15 protein-coding genes, 1 tRNA gene and 1 pseudogene are annotated in these 16,929 nt (G+C 59.7%); 9 read left to right on the top strand and 8 right to left on the bottom strand.

Annotated elements, in window-relative coordinates:
• Positions 1–320: 320 nt before the first annotated feature.
• The 4 genes from ACM64M_RS03775 (at position 321) to ACM64M_RS03760 (ending at position 5,323) form a co-directional block, all read left to right on the top strand.
• Complete coding sequence (locus ACM64M_RS03775) at positions 321–872, top strand: hypothetical protein (RefSeq protein WP_416227292.1); 552 nt, start codon at positions 321–323, stop codon at positions 870–872.
• A gap of 167 nt (positions 873–1,039) precedes the next feature.
• Positions 1,040–1,774, top strand: coding sequence for a molecular chaperone (locus ACM64M_RS03770; protein ID WP_416227291.1), 735 nt, complete (start codon positions 1,040–1,042; stop codon positions 1,772–1,774).
• A 4-nt stretch (positions 1,775–1,778) separates the two neighbouring features.
• Complete coding sequence (locus ACM64M_RS03765; protein ID WP_416227290.1) at positions 1,779–4,379, top strand: fimbria/pilus outer membrane usher protein; 2,601 nt, start codon at positions 1,779–1,781, stop codon at positions 4,377–4,379.
• A complete protein-coding gene (locus tag ACM64M_RS03760) occupies positions 4,376–5,323 on the top strand; it encodes a hypothetical protein (RefSeq protein ID WP_416227289.1) in 948 nt (315 codons plus the stop codon). The genes ACM64M_RS03765 and ACM64M_RS03760 overlap by 4 nt, the downstream gene beginning before the upstream one ends.
• Before the next feature lie 9 nt (positions 5,324–5,332).
• On the opposite strand, the gene ACM64M_RS03755 is transcribed toward ACM64M_RS03760, so the two are convergent.
• From ACM64M_RS03755 to ACM64M_RS03745, 3 genes are all read right to left on the bottom strand, one after another.
• Complete coding sequence (locus ACM64M_RS03755) at positions 5,333–6,187, bottom strand: ROK family protein (RefSeq protein ID WP_416227288.1); 855 nt, start codon at positions 6,185–6,187, stop codon at positions 5,333–5,335.
• Positions 6,187–7,314: a glycoside hydrolase family 68 protein gene (locus ACM64M_RS03750; RefSeq protein ID WP_416227287.1), complete on the bottom strand. Its 1,128-nt coding sequence runs from the start codon at positions 7,312–7,314 to the stop codon at positions 6,187–6,189. Before ACM64M_RS03750 ends, ACM64M_RS03755 begins: the two co-directional genes overlap by 1 nt.
• A 99-nt stretch (positions 7,315–7,413) precedes the next feature.
• Complete coding sequence (locus tag ACM64M_RS03745) at positions 7,414–9,882, bottom strand: TonB-dependent receptor domain-containing protein (protein ID WP_416227286.1); 2,469 nt, start codon at positions 9,880–9,882, stop codon at positions 7,414–7,416.
• Positions 9,883–10,053: 171 nt separating this feature from the next.
• Here ACM64M_RS03745 and ACM64M_RS03740 point away from each other — a divergent pair, with 171 nt between their 5' ends.
• Positions 10,054–11,388, top strand: coding sequence for an MFS transporter (locus ACM64M_RS03740; RefSeq protein WP_416227285.1), 1,335 nt, complete (start codon positions 10,054–10,056; stop codon positions 11,386–11,388).
• Between the two features lie 9 nt (positions 11,389–11,397).
• Positions 11,398–12,432, top strand: coding sequence for a LacI family DNA-binding transcriptional regulator (locus ACM64M_RS03735; RefSeq protein WP_416227284.1), 1,035 nt, complete (start codon positions 11,398–11,400; stop codon positions 12,430–12,432).
• A 54-nt stretch (positions 12,433–12,486) separates the two neighbouring features.
• Here the strand turns inward: ACM64M_RS03735 and ACM64M_RS03730 are convergent.
• A tRNA-Gly gene (locus ACM64M_RS03730) sits at positions 12,487–12,560 on the bottom strand.
• A gap of 308 nt (positions 12,561–12,868) precedes the next feature.
• Here ACM64M_RS03730 and ACM64M_RS03725 point away from each other — a divergent pair.
• Positions 12,869–13,051: a hypothetical protein gene (locus ACM64M_RS03725; protein WP_416227283.1), complete on the top strand. Its 183-nt coding sequence runs from the start codon at positions 12,869–12,871 to the stop codon at positions 13,049–13,051.
• Positions 13,052–13,165: 114 nt separating this feature from the next.
• Positions 13,166–13,522, top strand: coding sequence for a TrbC/VirB2 family protein (locus ACM64M_RS03720; protein ID WP_416227282.1), 357 nt, complete (start codon positions 13,166–13,168; stop codon positions 13,520–13,522).
• Positions 13,523–13,538: 16 nt separating this feature from the next.
• Here ACM64M_RS03720 and ACM64M_RS03715 read toward each other — a convergent pair.
• The 4 genes and pseudogenes from ACM64M_RS03715 to ACM64M_RS03700 all read right to left on the bottom strand — a co-directional run.
• Positions 13,539–13,685 (bottom strand): annotated as a pseudogene (locus tag ACM64M_RS03715) (recombinase family protein); the annotation flags it as partial.
• Between the two features lie 277 nt (positions 13,686–13,962).
• The gene (locus ACM64M_RS03710) at positions 13,963–14,271 is read right to left on the bottom strand and encodes a DUF1493 family protein (protein WP_416227281.1); all 309 of its coding nucleotides are present in this window, start codon (positions 14,269–14,271) and stop codon (positions 13,963–13,965) included.
• 1 nt (position 14,272) lies between these two features.
• Positions 14,273–15,058 (bottom strand): RHS repeat-associated core domain-containing protein, encoded by a 786-nt coding sequence (locus tag ACM64M_RS03705; RefSeq protein WP_416227280.1) that lies wholly within the window; start codon positions 15,056–15,058, stop codon positions 14,273–14,275.
• Positions 14,976–15,359 carry a hypothetical protein gene (locus ACM64M_RS03700; protein ID WP_416227279.1) on the bottom strand — a complete coding sequence of 128 codons (384 nt, stop codon included), beginning with the start codon at positions 15,357–15,359 and terminating at the stop codon, positions 14,976–14,978. The genes ACM64M_RS03705 and ACM64M_RS03700 overlap by 83 nt, the downstream gene beginning before the upstream one ends.
• A 76-nt stretch (positions 15,360–15,435) precedes the next feature.
• Between ACM64M_RS03700 and ACM64M_RS03695 the strand changes: the two genes are divergently transcribed.
• Positions 15,436–16,929 (top strand): CoA-acylating methylmalonate-semialdehyde dehydrogenase, encoded by a 1,494-nt coding sequence (locus ACM64M_RS03695; RefSeq protein WP_416227278.1) that lies wholly within the window; start codon positions 15,436–15,438, stop codon positions 16,927–16,929.

Below are 16,929 nucleotides of genomic sequence, written 5' to 3'. Positions count from 1 at the left end.
AGAATAAAGCGGCTCAGCTTGTGCCATTATAGAACGACCTGCGCATTACCAAAATGAATCTCCGAAACTACGTAGAACTACTCTATACCTAAAGTTTAACACGCGGTTAAACCCGCCCCTGACGGCGTTAGTTTGTTGTCAACGGATGGTCAGTTGGCGCTATTTGTCCAGCTGTTTGCTCCGTTAATATGTCGGACCATCGAGAGCCGACCAAACAAAGGGGGGGTGGTGTAAAACCTCGCAAACGGGACCCCTTGCAATCGCGATCAAACCGGCGTGCGCCCTGCCCGCCGGCTTCAACGGAACAGGAAGGTATCCAGATGAAAAAGATTCTTACAGCTTCAGTGATTTCCATGGCCATGGCGACTTCGGCAATGGCTCAATCGAATGCCCAGAGCCAGGACGTGGTGGTCACTGCTTCGGTTCCACAAGAGTGCAGCATCGAAGACATTGCTGACCTCGCCTTTGCCTCGCTGACGATTAACGAAGCGCCCGGCATTGATGCCTTGCAGCTTTCTGAATTTGAAGCCGCCGGAAGCCAACAAGCCTGGGTGAGCTGCAATTTCAATAATCAATTGACTATCTCAACCCCGTTGCCGTTGACCTCGGCCACCGCAGCCGGTTTGACGGTCTCCCCAGGCAGCGAGCCCTTTACGAGCACGATTAACTACGGCTTTCGGGCTCAAAATTATGGGGGTGGGGAAGTCGTGGCCAATAGCTTGGATCGTCTAACTGCAACGCGGTCTACAGGCCCGATTCATCGGCAAGTCAGATTCAGCGCATTTGTCCGGGACGACCAGAATGCGGGCGCCCGTCCAATTGCCGCAGACGATTACACGGCGACGGCCACGGTGGAAATCACCACCATCTGATCCAACGGGTCTTTGGTTGTAACTGGAAAGGCGGGGAGGCGTTCCTCTCCGCCTTTTCGTTCTCACATCTATTGCCGTCAAAATGGACGCAGTTCGAATATCCAGATCGCATCCGTTTTGTATGCCGTGCTGCACTTGAATTTGATCCTTTGGGGGGAGACTGAATTGTGATCAGGCTATTGCGCGCGTTCGCCGCGTTCCTTGCTTGTGCGGGCCTGTTTACTGCACCCGCCCATGCCTCCCGCGTGTCGCCAATGGCGGTGGAACTTGATCCTTTCGGGCGCGGTTCGGTCGCGCGGATAGAATTCACCAACACCGCAGACCGCGATTTCCCTATCGAAGTGCGCGCCTATGTCGGCGAAATATCTGAGGATGGTCAGCTTCAACTGACGCCCGCCGACGATGATTTCCTGATCTTTCCGCCGCAATTGGTCATCGCCCCGCTTCAGGGTCAAGTGGTCCGGGTGCAATATGTCGGCGAACCCGACCTGGACGAAGCGCGCGTTTATTACATCGCACTCAGCGAACTGCCGATCGAACTCGAAGCCGGATCGCCCAAAGTTCAGGTCACGGTCCGCTTCAACGTGTTCGTGAGCGTGGAACCTGAAGGTGTCAGCGCGGTGCCGCGTGTCGACACGATAGAACCCGCAATTGTCGAGGAAGTATCCGGTATCAATGTGCGCGTTGCAAATGACGGCAAGGGGATGCTGCTGGCTGGCGGCCGCAATTGGACAATTGCGGGCACCACCACCAGCGGAGAACCTTTCACCCGAGAATTTGACGGTGCGCAAATGGGCGGGACGTTGGGTGCGGGCATTGTCGCGCCGGGCAAGGCGCGGCAGTTCTTCATCCCGCTCGACGTCGAGGTCGAGCCTGCGAGCGTCACCGTCGAAATCGAATAGATCAATGGCTATTCGCAATTCAGCGCAGGATCGCCTCAGAGACACGGATTATCGGCGACTATCTGCGCGCCCGGTATCGCTGATCGCTATGGCAGCCGCCTTGGCATCGGCTCCGGCGACGGCGCAATCCAGTGGCGAAGGGCAGTCATCTCCGCCCTCGCCCGATTCGGCACTAGAAGCGGTAGGGGAAGCCGCCGTGTCTCCTCAGCCCGACGCCGTTCCTGACCTTCCAACGCAGCGGCGCGCGACGATCCTGTCGCTGCCGTTGATACGCGGGGAGGACGCGCTGGGCGAAATCAATGTCGAAATCGACGGTGACGGTTCCGTGCGTTACGACCGGTTTACTCTGCTTAGCCTCCTCGGCCCGCTTCTTTCGGTGGATGGCAAGGCCAGGATTGCCGAAGCACTGGCAGCCGATGCCACAGCGGAGCCTTTTGTCTCGCCGCGTGTGCTGGCCGATGCCGGGGTTGCATTGCAATTCGACATGTCACGGCTGGAGGTGCAACTGCAAAGCCTTGCCCCCGAATTGACTCCGGTGATTGATCTTGATGCCCGCAACCGGCGGTTGGAGGATCGCCCGCCGACGATTCAGCCCGCAGGCTTTTCCGCCTATATGAATTTTGCCGGAAACCTCGACTATCTCGACAGCCCGACCGAAGGATCGCGGGTCAGCAGCCCGGACATCATTGCCTTTGGCGCGGCCCGAATGGGAAATTTCGCCCTGCAATACGAAGGCGGATCGACCATTCGTGAAAATGGCGAATACGGAGTGTTCCGCAGGTTCGTTCGCGGGATTTACGATATTGAAGGGCGCGATATGCGGATCAGCGCGGGCGACCTTCAGGCCCCCTCGCTGCCCTTGCTTGGCACGCAATTGCTCGGCGGCATCGGGATCGAACGCCGGCGACGCATTTTCGAACCGTTCGAACCCGCATTTCAGCTTGGCGGGCAGCGGCTGCGCATCTCCAGCCCTTCGACAATCGAAATCTTGAACAATGGCAATCTGGTGCGCACCATTCCGGTCGAACAGGGGATTTACGACCTCACCGAATTGCCCCTCACCTCTGGCGCAAACGATGTTGAAATTCGCATCCGCGATGCAGCCGGCAGGACCAGCGTTACCAATTTCAACTATTTCTTCGACCCGGTCGATCTCGAAGTCGGAGAGGTAGAATATGGCGTCTTTGCAGGCGTTATTTCCGAAGTGGCAAACTTGGAGCCAACGTATAATGGGCCCTTAGGCGCTTCGGCATATTATCGTCGCTCATTTACGCCATCATTGCTGCTGGGCGGGGCGCTGCAATTGTCAGAAGCGGCCCAATCTGCCGCAGCGGAGGTCCGCTGGGTCCCGCAAATCGTGCCTGGCGTGTTTGAAACCCAGTTCGCCATTTCCCGCGGTGGTGATGACAAGGTCGGGTTCGCCACCCGAACGGGCTATCGCTGGGCGCAGAACACGCCCACGGGCAGCCGCCAACTGGCGTTGGTGTTCGATTATGAAAGTAGCGGTTTTCAGCTTGCTGGTCAAAACGACGTCTTCGACGAAGAACGCATCACGCTGAACGCAACTTATGGGCAAAGCCTCGGCCTGCGCACCTTCCTCAATGTCGGGCTCAATCATCTTATCCGGGACACCAGCCCAGCTCGAACTAATGTCTTTGCCGACGTAATTCATCAGCTCAACAGCCGCCTGCGTATGGTGGCGGGGGTCGAATATGGCCGCAATGACGGCTTCGATACAGCCTTTGGCGCTCGCATTAACGTCACCTATCTGTTCGGCGGTAATAGCCGGCTGAACGCCGATGCGCGAAGCAGGCAATCGCTGTTCCGCGTCGGGGCCAATCGCGGGGTCGAAAACCGGGTTGGCGCGTGGGGCTATGACGTAAACCTGCAGCAAAGCGACGGGGACAACCTCGCCGATGCAGCGTTTCAATATCGCGGCAACCGATTTGACGGGCGATTGCTGTTCCAGACCTCTGGCGACGGGTTCGGCAACATCACCGATAATCGCCGCGCGCAAATGCAGCTTGCAACGTCGATTGCCTATGCTGATGGCTCCTTTGGTATCGGCAGAACCATCACCGACGGATTTGCGCTTGTCGAACCGGCCGGAGGGATCGCGGGTGAAGCGATTGTCGGCAACAGTCTCAACGATGGCGAATATCAGGGCCGTAGCGGGTTGTTCGGAGCAGCGCTGGTCCCCGACGTGCTCGGCTATCAGACCCGCGAGATCATCTATGACATCGATGCGAAAGGCACGGTCTTTGACGTTGGCGAAGGTCTCGACAGGATCCGCGTTGCGACCGGCGGCGGGGCGAGGGTCATTATCGGCAATACGCGGTATATCTCTGCGGTCGGCACGTTGTTGATCGGCGACGCGCCCGCATCGCTGCTGAACGGCCGGGTAGTGTCGGATAGCGATGAGGGTTTTGAACCGCTTCAGTTCTTTACCAATTCTGCCGGCCGGTTCTCGATCATCGGCTTGGCCCCGCGGCAGACCTACCGTATAGAGTTGAGCGATGGCAGGCAGTTTGAACTGATCGTTCCGGACACCACAGAGGGGCTTTATCGGATTGGCAGCATCGCCATAGAGGAGACGAAGCAATGACGTTCGGCAATCGGATCACCGGGTTCAATCGGATATTTTCACCGCTGGCCAGTGCGGCGCTTCTGCTCCCCCTTTTTCTGCCTGCCCCGGCGCTCGCTCAGCCAAGCGATGAATGTGACGTCCGGTTCGCGCAGGACAGCGCGACGATTGCCATGCTCGCGCCGGGACTTGGTATGGGTCAGCAGGCGATCGGCGAACAAACGATCACGGTCACACTCGTTCAAAGCACCGATGGGGACGACGATCAGCGCAGCGGAACTTGTCAGGTCGACCTGCGCCTGTCGCGGCTAACCAGCGATCCCTCTTTCCCCGAATACCGCTTGACTGCGTCGGGCCGTGCGCTCGAAGCGGGATTCAGCGAAACCGTCTCAAGCAGCCAGAATCAGATCATCGTCACAGTCCCATCGGGCCGCAGCGGACGCAGCATCAGTCTTCAGGCGTCCGCCCCGGCCGACTGGGGCACGATTGCGGGCCGCTATAATGAACAATTGCAACTTGCGCTGGTAGGCGCCAGCGGCGAAATCCTCGACCGTCTCGCGCTCAATCTGGAACTCGATATTCCCAAAGCGGTGGATGTGATGTTCGTCGGCGCGACAGGCACTGGGCAGACCAGCCGGATTGATCTGGGTGCGCTGTCAGCGACCGAACCGACACGCTCGCCGCCCTTTGGCCTCAGGGTCTGGAGCAGTTCGGGATACAAGGTGGATATTTCATCGGAAAATGGCGGAAATCTGGCGCATTTGCAGGCGATGGACGCGATCCCCTATCAGTTTGAAATCGACGGACGCAATGTGGCTCTGGGCGCGGCTCCGGCGGCCTTCACGCGCGCCAACGCCACCAGCCGGTCCGGCGATCTGTTCCGCTTGGGCGTTTATGTCCCGGCGCGGCGCAGTGTCGCGGGGGAATATCAGGACCGGATCACCGTATCGGTCAGCTCGATCTAGGCTCAGGATTCAAGCGTTCCGGGCCAGGATCAACGCGCCCGTGATACCGGAATCCTCGCCTAGTTTCGGGGTCTCGATCCGCTGACAATGGCTGCCCGGCAAATATCCCCGGTCCAGCAACGAGGCATGTTGTCTGACGCGGCCTAGCAAGCCGTCTGTCTGCATCACGCCCCCGCCCAGCACGATAATTGGCACCGCTGTCATAGCGAACAGGGTGTGGCAAAGCTGCGCAAGGTAGAATGCAACGATTTCATGCGCCGCATGGTTTGAGGGCAGCTCAGACAGGGACATCCCCCATCGCGCGGTGATTGCGGGTCCACTGGCCAGCCCTTCGAGACAATCACCATGATGCGGGCAAACCCCGTCAAACACTCGGTCGCCCGGATGACGGCGCGGTATCATATGACCCATTTCCGGATGGGCGACACCATGAACCGGCACGCCGCCGATAACCAGCCCGCCGCCGATCCCGGTGCCGACGGTCACATAGGCGAGCGAATTGTTCTCACCTGATTCGCGCGCGCCGAATTCAGCGAGGGCGGCGGCGTTGACGTCGGTTTCAAATCCGACCGGCACCTGCAACCGACGCTCAAAAAATCCGGCAAGGCTGCATCCTGACCAGCCCGGTTTGGGCGTGGTCGTGATCTGGCCCCAGCGCGGTGAAGCGCGGTCCAGGACGACAGGACCGAAACTCGCAATGCCCAGCGCTGACAGCCTGCCCTGCCGTTCGAACCAATCGGCCGCATCGGCAAGGGTTGTGGCCGGGTCACGGGTAGGGATGACATGTCGAGCCGCGATTTCATAAGGCGAAGCGCCGACCGCCAGCACGAATTTGGTGCCACCCGCTTCAATCCCGCCCAGCATTATCGGGCGATCCTCGCGATGGAGTCAGAGCCTTGCACCAATCCGCAGGCATCGCCGTCGATCTCCAGTTGCAGCAACGGCGCGGGCACACCGCCGAAATGCCTATTTTCCGGCACAGAGCCCGCAAGGCCCCAGAAATCGACGAAACTGCAAACTTGCAAGGATGCATCGACGAACCAGCTGTAGGTCTGGAACGGTTCGCTCTGCGGGTTGGCGATCACCAGGCCGGTGCCGTTGAGCGGACGGTAATCCCCGAAAAGACTGTCCGCCACCATGCCATACAATCCGTTAGGCGCACCGCGCAGTTCGGGAGCAAAGGTGCTGCGTTGGGTCGACCAGAAGACATAATAGCGGCCATCGTGGAACACCGCATGAGCGCGCTCCAGCTCATTGTTCACGCCGTCAGCGGCGATGAGCGGCGGCAACAGCTGCCAGTCGCCCGCAGCCCCCTTGCGCGCAGCCCCGACCGCGCCATTGAATGCGCTGACAGAGCCAGCGAGTGAGGCCGAGAATATCAGATATTCGCCGCCATCATCAGGATCGCGAAAATAGGCCGGATCGCGGAAGGCCTTGATCTTGCCCGCCTCGCCTTCATGCGCGTCGGCAGGCGTGTAATGCAGGCCATAGTCTTTCACCGACGGGTGCGGAGCGCACCAGCCCGAAGGAAGCCCGCTCTCATCAAGCGCGGCGGTCGTTTCCCACAGGCGCTGCTGATATCCGCCGGGGCGCTCTCTTGAGCCAGCGGCGGTGAAATAAAGCGTTACGCAGCCATCGTGAAACAGCGCCGATCCGGCCCATTCGCGTTCATACACTGCGGCGCGGTCAAGGCTATCGGGGAGCAGCGGCCCGAAATCGTGCCAACCGCCGGAGCGATGCTCGAGAAGGTGTATCTTCGCCTCGAAATGGCGCAGCGACGGATCACCCCGGTCGGGCGCGCTCAGCGCCATCCACAGCTCACGCCCTCTGATCCTTGCGACCCGGCCATCGGGCGATTGGATGGGCCACATGTCCCAATAGACCCGGCCCACTTGCAGTGCGCCTTTTTCAGCGCTGCTGACCAAAGGCACTTCGGAAAAACGACGCGGATCGATCAGGCGCACATGTGCTGCTGTCCAGGCCGTGGTCATGCGGTTACCTTAGGAGATTGAAGCTTGGGAACAACATTCGTGAAAAATGGGGCCAGCCAAAGGGGAAGGTCTCGGCTGGCCCCGCCTGCTTCCGAGCGGTCAGAAATCAAACCGCACGGATGCGAGTAAGGTCCGGCCAGCGATTGATCGCGCGCGCACGATACCATTGCCCGGAATCGAACCTTCCTCCGCCTCGGTATAGCCTGTGACGTCGAACAGGTTCTGCGCGTTGAGCCCGATCTCGACCCGGTCAATCGGACGCACCGCGAGGAAGGCATTGACCTGCGCAAAGGCAGGCAGTTCGAGCTGGTTGCTGTCTTGTGTGAAGCTGTCGGTGGTGCCGACAACATTGGCGCCCAGCCTGAACATGTCGGTGTCATATTGCGCGGTCGCCTGATAGACGAAATCGGCCTGGCGGCGCGGTGTGTTGCCGATCACCGTCACATCGAGCGCATCGACAATCTCTGCATCGGTCCAGGTTACGCCCGCAGACAGGCTGAACGGTCCGGTGCGATATGCGCCTTCGAGTTCGAGGCCGTATGCTTCAAATTCAGTGTCGAACAACACCAGCGGAGCAATATCGACATTCGTTTCGGCGGTCTTGGCAAAGAAGCCAGTGGCGAACAAGGATACCCCGCCCGACTGATATTTAAGACCCGCCTCCAGTTGATCCACCGTCGCCACCACACCCGCATCACCGCCTGGCAGGCTGCCGTCAGTGGTGCTGACTGCAGGCGAAAACAGGCTGCGGTCGGCGGTGTGACGCCCGCCCTGACTGTAACGTGCGAACACGCCCAGATCATCGGTGACAAGATAGTTCGCGCCGAGCGAGAAACTAACATAACCGAAATCGTAATTCACGGGCCTTGCATTGCCCAGCGGCAGGACGCTGGTCTGCGCCTCTGCCGGGCTGATGACACCATTGTTATCGAAATCGAAGCTGGTGACGCCAATGCCAAAGCCGCTGTCCGACCCGGTAATCGTACCGCTGGCATCGCCGTAATCATAGCGGATGCTGGCGTCGAGCGTAAGCCGGTCAAGCTCCAGCGACAGCGAGGCAAACGGCGCATAGGTGCTGTAATCGACATTGTAATTCCGGCGGCAACAATTGCCGAAGAAACTCGCGCCGAACCCGACCGTGCCATTTTGCGTCACCAGACCGCCGCCCGCGTCGCGGATATCGACCAGCACAGCCTGCCCATCGCCCTGCACTGTCTGGACGTGCGAAGTCCACACCCAGTCAGTGTCGATGGTCTGGCGCGATAGGTAGAAGCCGGTGGTAAAGTTGGCTGAACCTCCGCCAAAATCGAATTGTTTGTTCACGCGGAAATCATTGGTGACATTATCAAGGCTGTTGAGCCGGACGTTGAACACCACGACATTGGTCAGCAGTCCGTTGCCGCCGATTGTCGCCGCGCTGGCGGTCGCTCCTGTATTGGGACCGCTGGCAAATTCGATAGTCGAACCCGCGCCGCCAATGCCATCGGCAATATCCTGCGCCGCGCCCGCGCTGGCCGGGAATGGCGACTGGAAGCTGCCCGAATTGTCGGCAAAGCGGAACCGGTTGGTCAGCGTCCACCCGCCGCCCACTTCGATCTCACTCTCGATCCCGAAGGTCAGGCTTTCGACAGAAAGTCCGTCACGGAAATCGAAACTGGCGACATTGTTGTTTCCGTCCAGCGTCACAGCCGGGGTCAGGAAAGGGCTGTAAAGCGAATCGGTGCGCGGGTCGAAGCCGGGAATGGCGCTGTAATCAGGGTCGCCATTGGTGCCGCCGACAAACACCGGTTGCGGCAGAATCGTCGGGGTCTGATCGTCGAGATATTTGGCGCTGAAACGCACATATCCGCCATCGAACCTTTTGGTGATATTGGCCTTGATCTGGCCGCCATCATAACCGTTATAGCCTATGTCCCGCGGCCCTTCGCCGGTCCGATAGAATCCGCCGACGTGGAAGCTGAGATCATCGCCCAGCGGCGCGCCGTAATCGAAATCGAGCCGGTAGCTTTCGTAATCGAGCCCGACGCTGCCCTGAATCGCACCGCCTTCGCGCTCTCCCGTCTTGGAGATGAAGTTGATGACTCCACCGGGCGCGTTGGAGGCAAAGGTCGAGGCAGAGCCGCCGCGCACCGCTTCAACACGGGCTACGCTGCGATCAGCGCGCAGGAAATTGTCGGCATTGCCAAAGATAATGTCGCCAAATTCTAGGATCGGCAAGCCATCTTCCTGAAGCTGAATATAGCGCGCGCCGCCGGTGGAAACCGGGATGCCGCGCACCGCAATATTGGCGTTGCCTTCACCGCCGGATGCCTCCGAACGGATACCGGGTATCTGGCGGATCAGATCGGCTGAAGATGGTGCGCCAAGATTGGCAATGGCTTCGGCGCCAATCGTGCTGACCGAAACGGAGCTTTCCAGCCGGTTCTGACCGCGCGCCACCGCAGTGACGATGATTTCATTGCCCTCTGCCGCCGCGCCCTGCGAACCGGTTTGCGCATCCTGTGCGAAAGCCGGGGTAGAAAAAGCACTGAGCGCGACCCCAAACGCCAAAGCGTGACGAATTTTCATGACAATTCTCTCCTGGTCTTTCGCACTGTTGGCGTGCGATTCGGATTAAGGCATAAGTCGATTGCAAACGATTGCAACAAGAATCTTGCAATCGTTTGCAATCAGCCAGATTTTGTGTCACGCAAATGCAACGAAACGTCCGGCAGCGGCGCGCGTGAGAGAGGTATCCTGATGCAAACCACCACAAAGCCGCGGCTTTCGTTGCTGCGAATCATCGAAATGAACATCGGCTTCTTCGGTCTGCAATTCAGTTTTGGATTGCAGCAGGCCAATATGGGGCCGATCTATGGCTTTCTTGGTGCAGAGGAAGCGACGATGCCGCTGCTCTGGCTTGCCGGGCCGATGACAGGCTTGCTGGTTCAACCCATTGTCGGGGCGATGAGCGACCGCACCAATTCGCGGCTGGGTCGCCGCACGCCTTATTTCCTTGTCGGCGCGATCATCTGCACGATCAGCCTGTTTGCCATGCCCTATTCCTCGGCGCTGTGGATGGCTGCGGCGCTGCTGTGGATCCTGGACGCTGGCAACAACATCACGATGGAACCATATCGCGCCTATGTTGCGGACCGGCTGGTGCCCGCGCAGCGTTCGGTCGGCTTTCTGACGCAGAGCGCCTTTACCGGGCTGGCGCAGACGCTGTCCTATCTCGCGCCCACGTTGCTGACAGCCTTTGTTGCGCAGGATGTGCTGGACGACAATGGTATCCCGGTGATTGTGCGGATCGCCTTTGTCATCGGCGCGATCCTGTCGATCTCGACCATCGTGTGGTCGGTCTGGCGGGTGCCCGAATTGCCGCTTACCCAAGACGAACAGCAATTGCTCGAAAGCAAGCCGCTCACTGTTCGGTCGACGCTGGCCGAAATCACCGACGCCATCCGCACCATGCCAAGGCCCATGCGCCAGCTTGGGGTCGCAATGCTGTGTCAATGGTATGCGATGTTTGCCTATTGGCAATATGTGACATTCGCGGTCGGAAGGGCGATATACGACACCAGCGACCCTGGCAGCGCCGCCTTTCGTGAAGCCACGCTGACCACACAGCAAGCGGGCGCACTCTACAATTTCATCGCCTTTCTCGGCGCGCTCGCGCTGATCCCGATTGTCGCCCGCCTGGGCGCGCGAATGGTCCATGCCGCTTGCCTGACCGCATCGGGCGCGGCGATGCTGATGCTACCGGGTGTCGAAACGCCTGCGGGTCTGTTTGCGCTGATGCTGGGCATCGGGATTGGCTGGGCGGGAATGATGGGCAACACCTATGTCATGTTGGCCGATTCCATTCCCGCAGAACGCAACGGGATTTACATGGGCATCTTCAACATGTTCATCGTGATCCCGATGTTGATCCAGACCTTGACCATGCCGCTGATCTACAATCCGGTTCTGGGCGGCGATCCGCGCAATGTGTTGATGCTGGGCGGCGCGTTGATGATTGCCGGAGCCTTCGCCACTTTATTCGTTGACGCTGGACATCGCGTGCCGCGAGAGCAAAAGGTGCTGGCAGGATAGAACCACCTCATGCCCGACTGCACGCCCTCCCCCGAACAACCGCCGCGGCCTGTCCGCACGATAACCGACCTCGCCCGGATCGCCGGCGTGTCGGCAGGCACGGTTTCGCGGGCGCTGTCAGGCAACAGCCTGGTCAACACCAAGACGCGCAAGCGGATTGAGGCGATTGCCCGCGAACACGGTTTTCACCCCAATCAGATGGCCAGCCGCCTCAGACGCCAGAAAACCGGGGTGATCGGGGTGGCGATCCCGCTCGGCCATGATGTCCGCCAGCAGATTTCCGACACTTTCTTCATGACCTTGCTGGGCTATCTGGCCGATGAGCTGACGCAAAAAGGCTATGACCTGATGCTGCGCCGGGTCGTGCCGAGCGCGGACGAAGACTGGCTTGAACGCTTCATCGGTTCCGGCATGATCGACGGCGTGGTGGTGATCGGCCAGTCCGATCAGTTCGAGCGGATAGAGGACGTTGCTGACGGCTATCTGCCCATGGTGGTGTGGGGCAATCATCAAGAAGGGCAGCGCCACTGCGTTGTGGGCACCGACAACCGTTTGGGCGGCAAACTGGCTGCGGAACGTCTGATCGCGGCAGGATCGAGGAACCTCGCCTTTCTCGGCGACCCGGACCCGATCGAATTTGCCGCGCGCTATGCGGGCGCGGTGGAGATTGCGGGCAAGCATGGGGTTCCGATCCGGTGTTTACGCACCCATTTGTCCCCCGATCAGGTATCAGCCGAGATTGCCGCGCATCTGGCCACAATTGCCGATGAAATTGACGGGCTGTTTGTTGCAACCGATGCGATTGCCGCTGCTTGTCTGCAGGAAATGCGCAAGCGCGGCATTGCCGTGCCGGAAAAGATCCGGGTGGTGAGCTATGACGATCTGCCCATCGCCAGCCAGACTGTGCCGATGCTGACCACGATCCGTCAGGACATTGCCGCCGGGGCCAAGGGATTGGTCGAACTCCTGCTGCGCCGTCTGGCAGGGGAGGACACCGAAAGCCTGGTGCTGCCGCCGCATCTGGTGGTCCGGCAAACCGCGTGATCCAGTCATCCCGGAGCAACAGCAAAGACCATGCCCGCGCGCGGAACGCAGCGCTGGAGCGGGTGAAGGGAATCGAACCCTCGTCGTCAGCTTGGGAAGCTGCTGCTCTACCATTGAGCTACACCCGCTTGGCGTGCGGGGCCGCATCTGTCGCGAATGCCTGGTTTCGTCAATCCACTTTTGCCATGAGGGCACCGAGCCGGGCTGACAAACCCTACACGATGGAACACATGGAACACGGTCCTGAAGCGAATATGCACGACTGTCGCCCTTGTGCGTCCCAAGCGCCACCCTAGCCCGCAAAGCGTCACCCGAAAGGGCCCGCGCGGCGGGGGAATGGCTGGCGGGTTGAAGGGCGTCCATGCCCCGTTCGTAACACCGTGAGGCGATGTAGGACAGCATCACCGCCGAGGACCTGCTGATCGCAGCGCTGCGCATGCGACCGGACCGCATCATCCTTGGCGAGCTGCGCGGGATCGAGGCGTTCACCTTCCTGCGCGCGGGGCTTCACCGGGCATCCCGGATCGATGACCACCATCCACGCCGACACACCCCAGCGCGCGACCGAACAACTGGCTCTGCTGGTGCTGCAGGCCGGATCGAAGCTCAGCCGCGATGATGTGCGGCATTATGTGCGCGAGAGTGTCGATGTGTTTGTGCAGCTCGAACGGCGCAGCGGCATCCGGCGGGTGAGCCAGGTGCTGGTGGCGGGCTAGAGCGGAGGGATGGGGACATGCGTGGTAGTCTGTTCGAGACACAAGCAGAGGTCGGTATCGGCACGTCACTCGATTGGGTCGAAGCGCTGGTGCTTGGCGAAATCGCAACCGCGCTCGCGATCGTGGCGGTGGCGATAGCCGGGTTCATGATGCTGACTGGACGCGTGCGGATGGCCGGAAGTATTCGGGTCATTCTGGGCTGCTTTGTATTGTTCGGGGCTTCCTCGATTGCCGCGGCGCTGATGGGGAGTGTTGGCGAACCCAGGCAGCCAGTTCAAGTTGTGTTCGACCGCGAGAAAATGCAGCCTCGAGAGAAGTTGCCACCGTCGGAAAATAGTCCGTATTCGCGAGCTTCGGTGAGAGGCGGCGATTAAAGTGCACGAAGTTCAGCACCGCATCGAGCTGGTCCCGCTGGCCGACCGAACTCGCCTGCTCGCAGAACAGCTTGGTGCAACCCGTTGCAGCGAGCGCCGTCTCCTGCGCCTCCAACCCCGCCACATGGTCCACCGTCGATGTCCGTGCGTAGCCGATAAGCATCTGTAATCTCTCGCTTTTCCTTGCGAGAACAATGCCATCGGGTCACAGCTAAGTCACGGAGTTTGTTCGACTTTCTTCGTCAACACCGTCCCGCATGGGCCATGGCTCTGCGAGGCAGTGTCTCGCTCGAAGCGTAACGGGTTCAATGAGACGGCGGTGGGCCGGACTAGGCCGGAGTCAGATGACCAGGAACGTGTGAGGCGAGCCTTCTAAATCTGGCGTGCGCACGCATTCAAGATACACCTACATCGTCAAGGTGATTGGGAAGCCCCGCTATTCAAATCGTCCCGCCCGAAGTCGCAGCAGACACAATTTGTCCCACAGTTAGTTCGGCCTTTGGCCCTTCTTTCGCTTTGAACAATGATAGAAGGCTAGGTTCAGAGTGAAAATACATGTCCGCCTGGAATCCATCCAAACTCAAGCCGGTAACTTTAGATATTTCCAACAAAGCATCAATTGCGTCGTCGCCATCGAGCTTCAAATCTTGGACGAGACGTAAGCCGCGAGATATTTCACAGAATTTCCGACCGCTACGCCTCGCAATCACAGAGACAACAAGCTCCTCTGCATCGGCATCAGTATCCATATCATTCGCTTCCACTGTTGTAGCACTGATATGTATCATACCCTATTACCGCCACATCCACTGCAAGAAGTGCTCCGAAAACATAAGGATTAGCGCGCCCAGCCACACGAAACAAGTTACTGCTATTGAGCATACGCGGAACATTTATCTCAACATAGTGCCCGATAACACTGAGTAGATTCGTTGTCTTGGCCCCAATCTCTCGATAAGGCGGCACAATAGCCTTAGGAAGCGGTATCGCGGCAGCTCCTGAAGCAGCTGTTGCAGCACCCAGCCCATAATGATTGAGGGCACTGTCTTGAAGGCACTGGCCCAACTTCGACCAGTCTATCGAATCCTCAGGCTCATCACTTTGCGGCCTTCTTCCTGTTACGACAATCTCGTTCCCAAGGCCCGGGCCGAGGTTGGGAGTGGGGACCGAGGGGAATACTCCCGGGAATAAATCGTCAAGAATCGAATCACCAGGATAGGCGCAGACGCCAACACAATCATCTTCGCCAGGGGTTACACAAATACCTGGTCCTCCGTTGCATGGATCAGGCAGCTCATCCTGTAATCCGAACGGATCCACCCTGTTCACCGGATCATTCCCCACATACCCATACATATTGAGCCCATCGCCATATCCGATCGGGTCGGTCTGCATGAACCGCCCGAGCCCCGGCGAGTAGGCACGCGCCTTGTAGTGATAGCGAGCAGGAACCTTATGCCGGGGGCATAAGGAAGCCCGCGCAGCCCGATTTCGGGGATATATATCTGCGCTCGCTTCTCGAGGTGCCCCCGGCACCTCTGCGAGGCTCGCTGTAACGGAACCTGCCGCTGTTCTGCGTCCCGCCCGCAGAGCCGGGCATCCCGAACTCGTCATAGGCATTGATCGTCTCCAGCCCGCCGCTCCGGTTGAAGCTCGCCACAATCGAACCAAGCCTGTCGGCGTAGAGATATTCGGCAACGGTGTGATCGGCATTGGAGCCCGGATAGGCAATCGCCGGATCATCACCTCCTGACACACCGTGGACATAGCGGTCAAGCATCGTGCCTGCGCTGTTGTATTCCGCGATCAGATCGTTGCCTGGCCCCCCGCCCAGCAAATTAGGCAGGCCGCACCCCCTTGCCTCAAACGCTGCGTATCGTCATTGGATGGTCGCAAGAGACAGGAGACTTCCCATGCGTCAGATCGACCATTTCATCCTCGGCGACACCCCCGCGCCAACTCGCAAACATCAAGTCTGGAACCCTTCGACCGGCGAGGTGCAGGCCGAGGTCGCGCTGGGCGATGCGGCGCTGCTGGAACGCGCGGTGGCGACCGCCAAGCAGGTCCAGCCCGGCTGGGCCGCGACCAACCCTCAGAAACGCGCCCGCGTGATGTTCCGCTTCAAGGAACTGATCGAGGCGAACATGCAGAGCCTTGCCGAACTGCTCGCATCCGAACATGGCAAAGTGGTCGACGATGCCAAGGGCGATGTGCAGCGGGGCCTCGAAGTGATCGAATTCGCCTGTGGTATCCCGCAGGTGCTGAAAGGCGAATACACCCAAGGCGCGGGGCCGGGGATCGATGTCTATTCGATGCGTCAACCGCTGGGGATTGGGGCAGGCATCACTCCGTTCAATTTCCCGGCGATGATCCCGATGTGGATGTTCGGCATGGCAATCGCGGCGGGCAATGCGTTTATCCTGAAACCGTCAGAGCGCGATCCCAGCGTTCCGGTGCGGCTGGCGCAGCTGTTCGTCGAAGCGGGCGCGCCAGAGGGGCTGCTGCAGGTCGTCCACGGGGACAAGGAAATGGTCGACGCGATCCTTGACCATCCCGATATTCCGGCGATCAGCTTTGTCGGATCGTCCGATATCGCGCATTACATCTATCACCGCGGCGCGCAGAACGGAAAACGGGTGCAGGCTTTCGGCGGGGCGAAGAACCACGGGATCGTGATGCCCGACGCCGATCTCGATCAGGTGGTGAACGATCTGGCAGGCGCGGCCTTTGGTTCGGCGGGTGAACGCTGCATGGCGCTGCCGGTGGTGGTGCCGGTGGGCGAGGACACGGCCAACCGCCTGCGCGAGAAGCTGATCCCGGCGATCCACGCCCTGCGCATTGGCGTTTCGACCGATCCCGACGCGCATTACGGCCCGGTGGTCACGCCCGAACACAAGGCGCGGATCGAACAATGGATCACCACCGCTGAGGAAGAGGGCGCGGAAATCGTGATCGACGGGCGCGGGTTCAGCCTGCAGGGGCATGAGAAGGGCTTCTTTGTCGGGCCAACCCTGATCGACCGGGTGACCCCGCAGATGAAGAGCTATCAGGAGGAAATCTTCGGCCCCGTGCTCCAGATCGTGCGCGCTGATGATTTTGAACACGCGGTGCGCCTGCCAAGCGAGCATCAATATGGCAACGGGGTCGCGATCTTCACCCGCAACGGCCACGCCGCGCGCGAATTTGCGAGCCGGGTGAATGTCGGCATGGTTGGGATCAACGTGCCGATCCCGGTGCCGGTCGCCTATCACAGCTTTGGCGGGTGGAAGCGTTCGGGATTTGGCGACATCGACCAATACGGGACCGATGGCCTCGCCTTCTGGACCAAGAAGAAGAAGATCACTCAGCGCTGGCCCGATGGCTCACCCGATGGCGCAAACGCCTTTGTCATTCCGACGATGGGGTAG

This window comes from Qipengyuania sp. ASV99 (assembly GCF_047872805.1).
GTDB lineage: Bacteria > Pseudomonadota > Alphaproteobacteria > Sphingomonadales > Sphingomonadaceae > Erythrobacter.
This window is presented reverse-complemented; position numbering and strand designations above follow the sequence as displayed.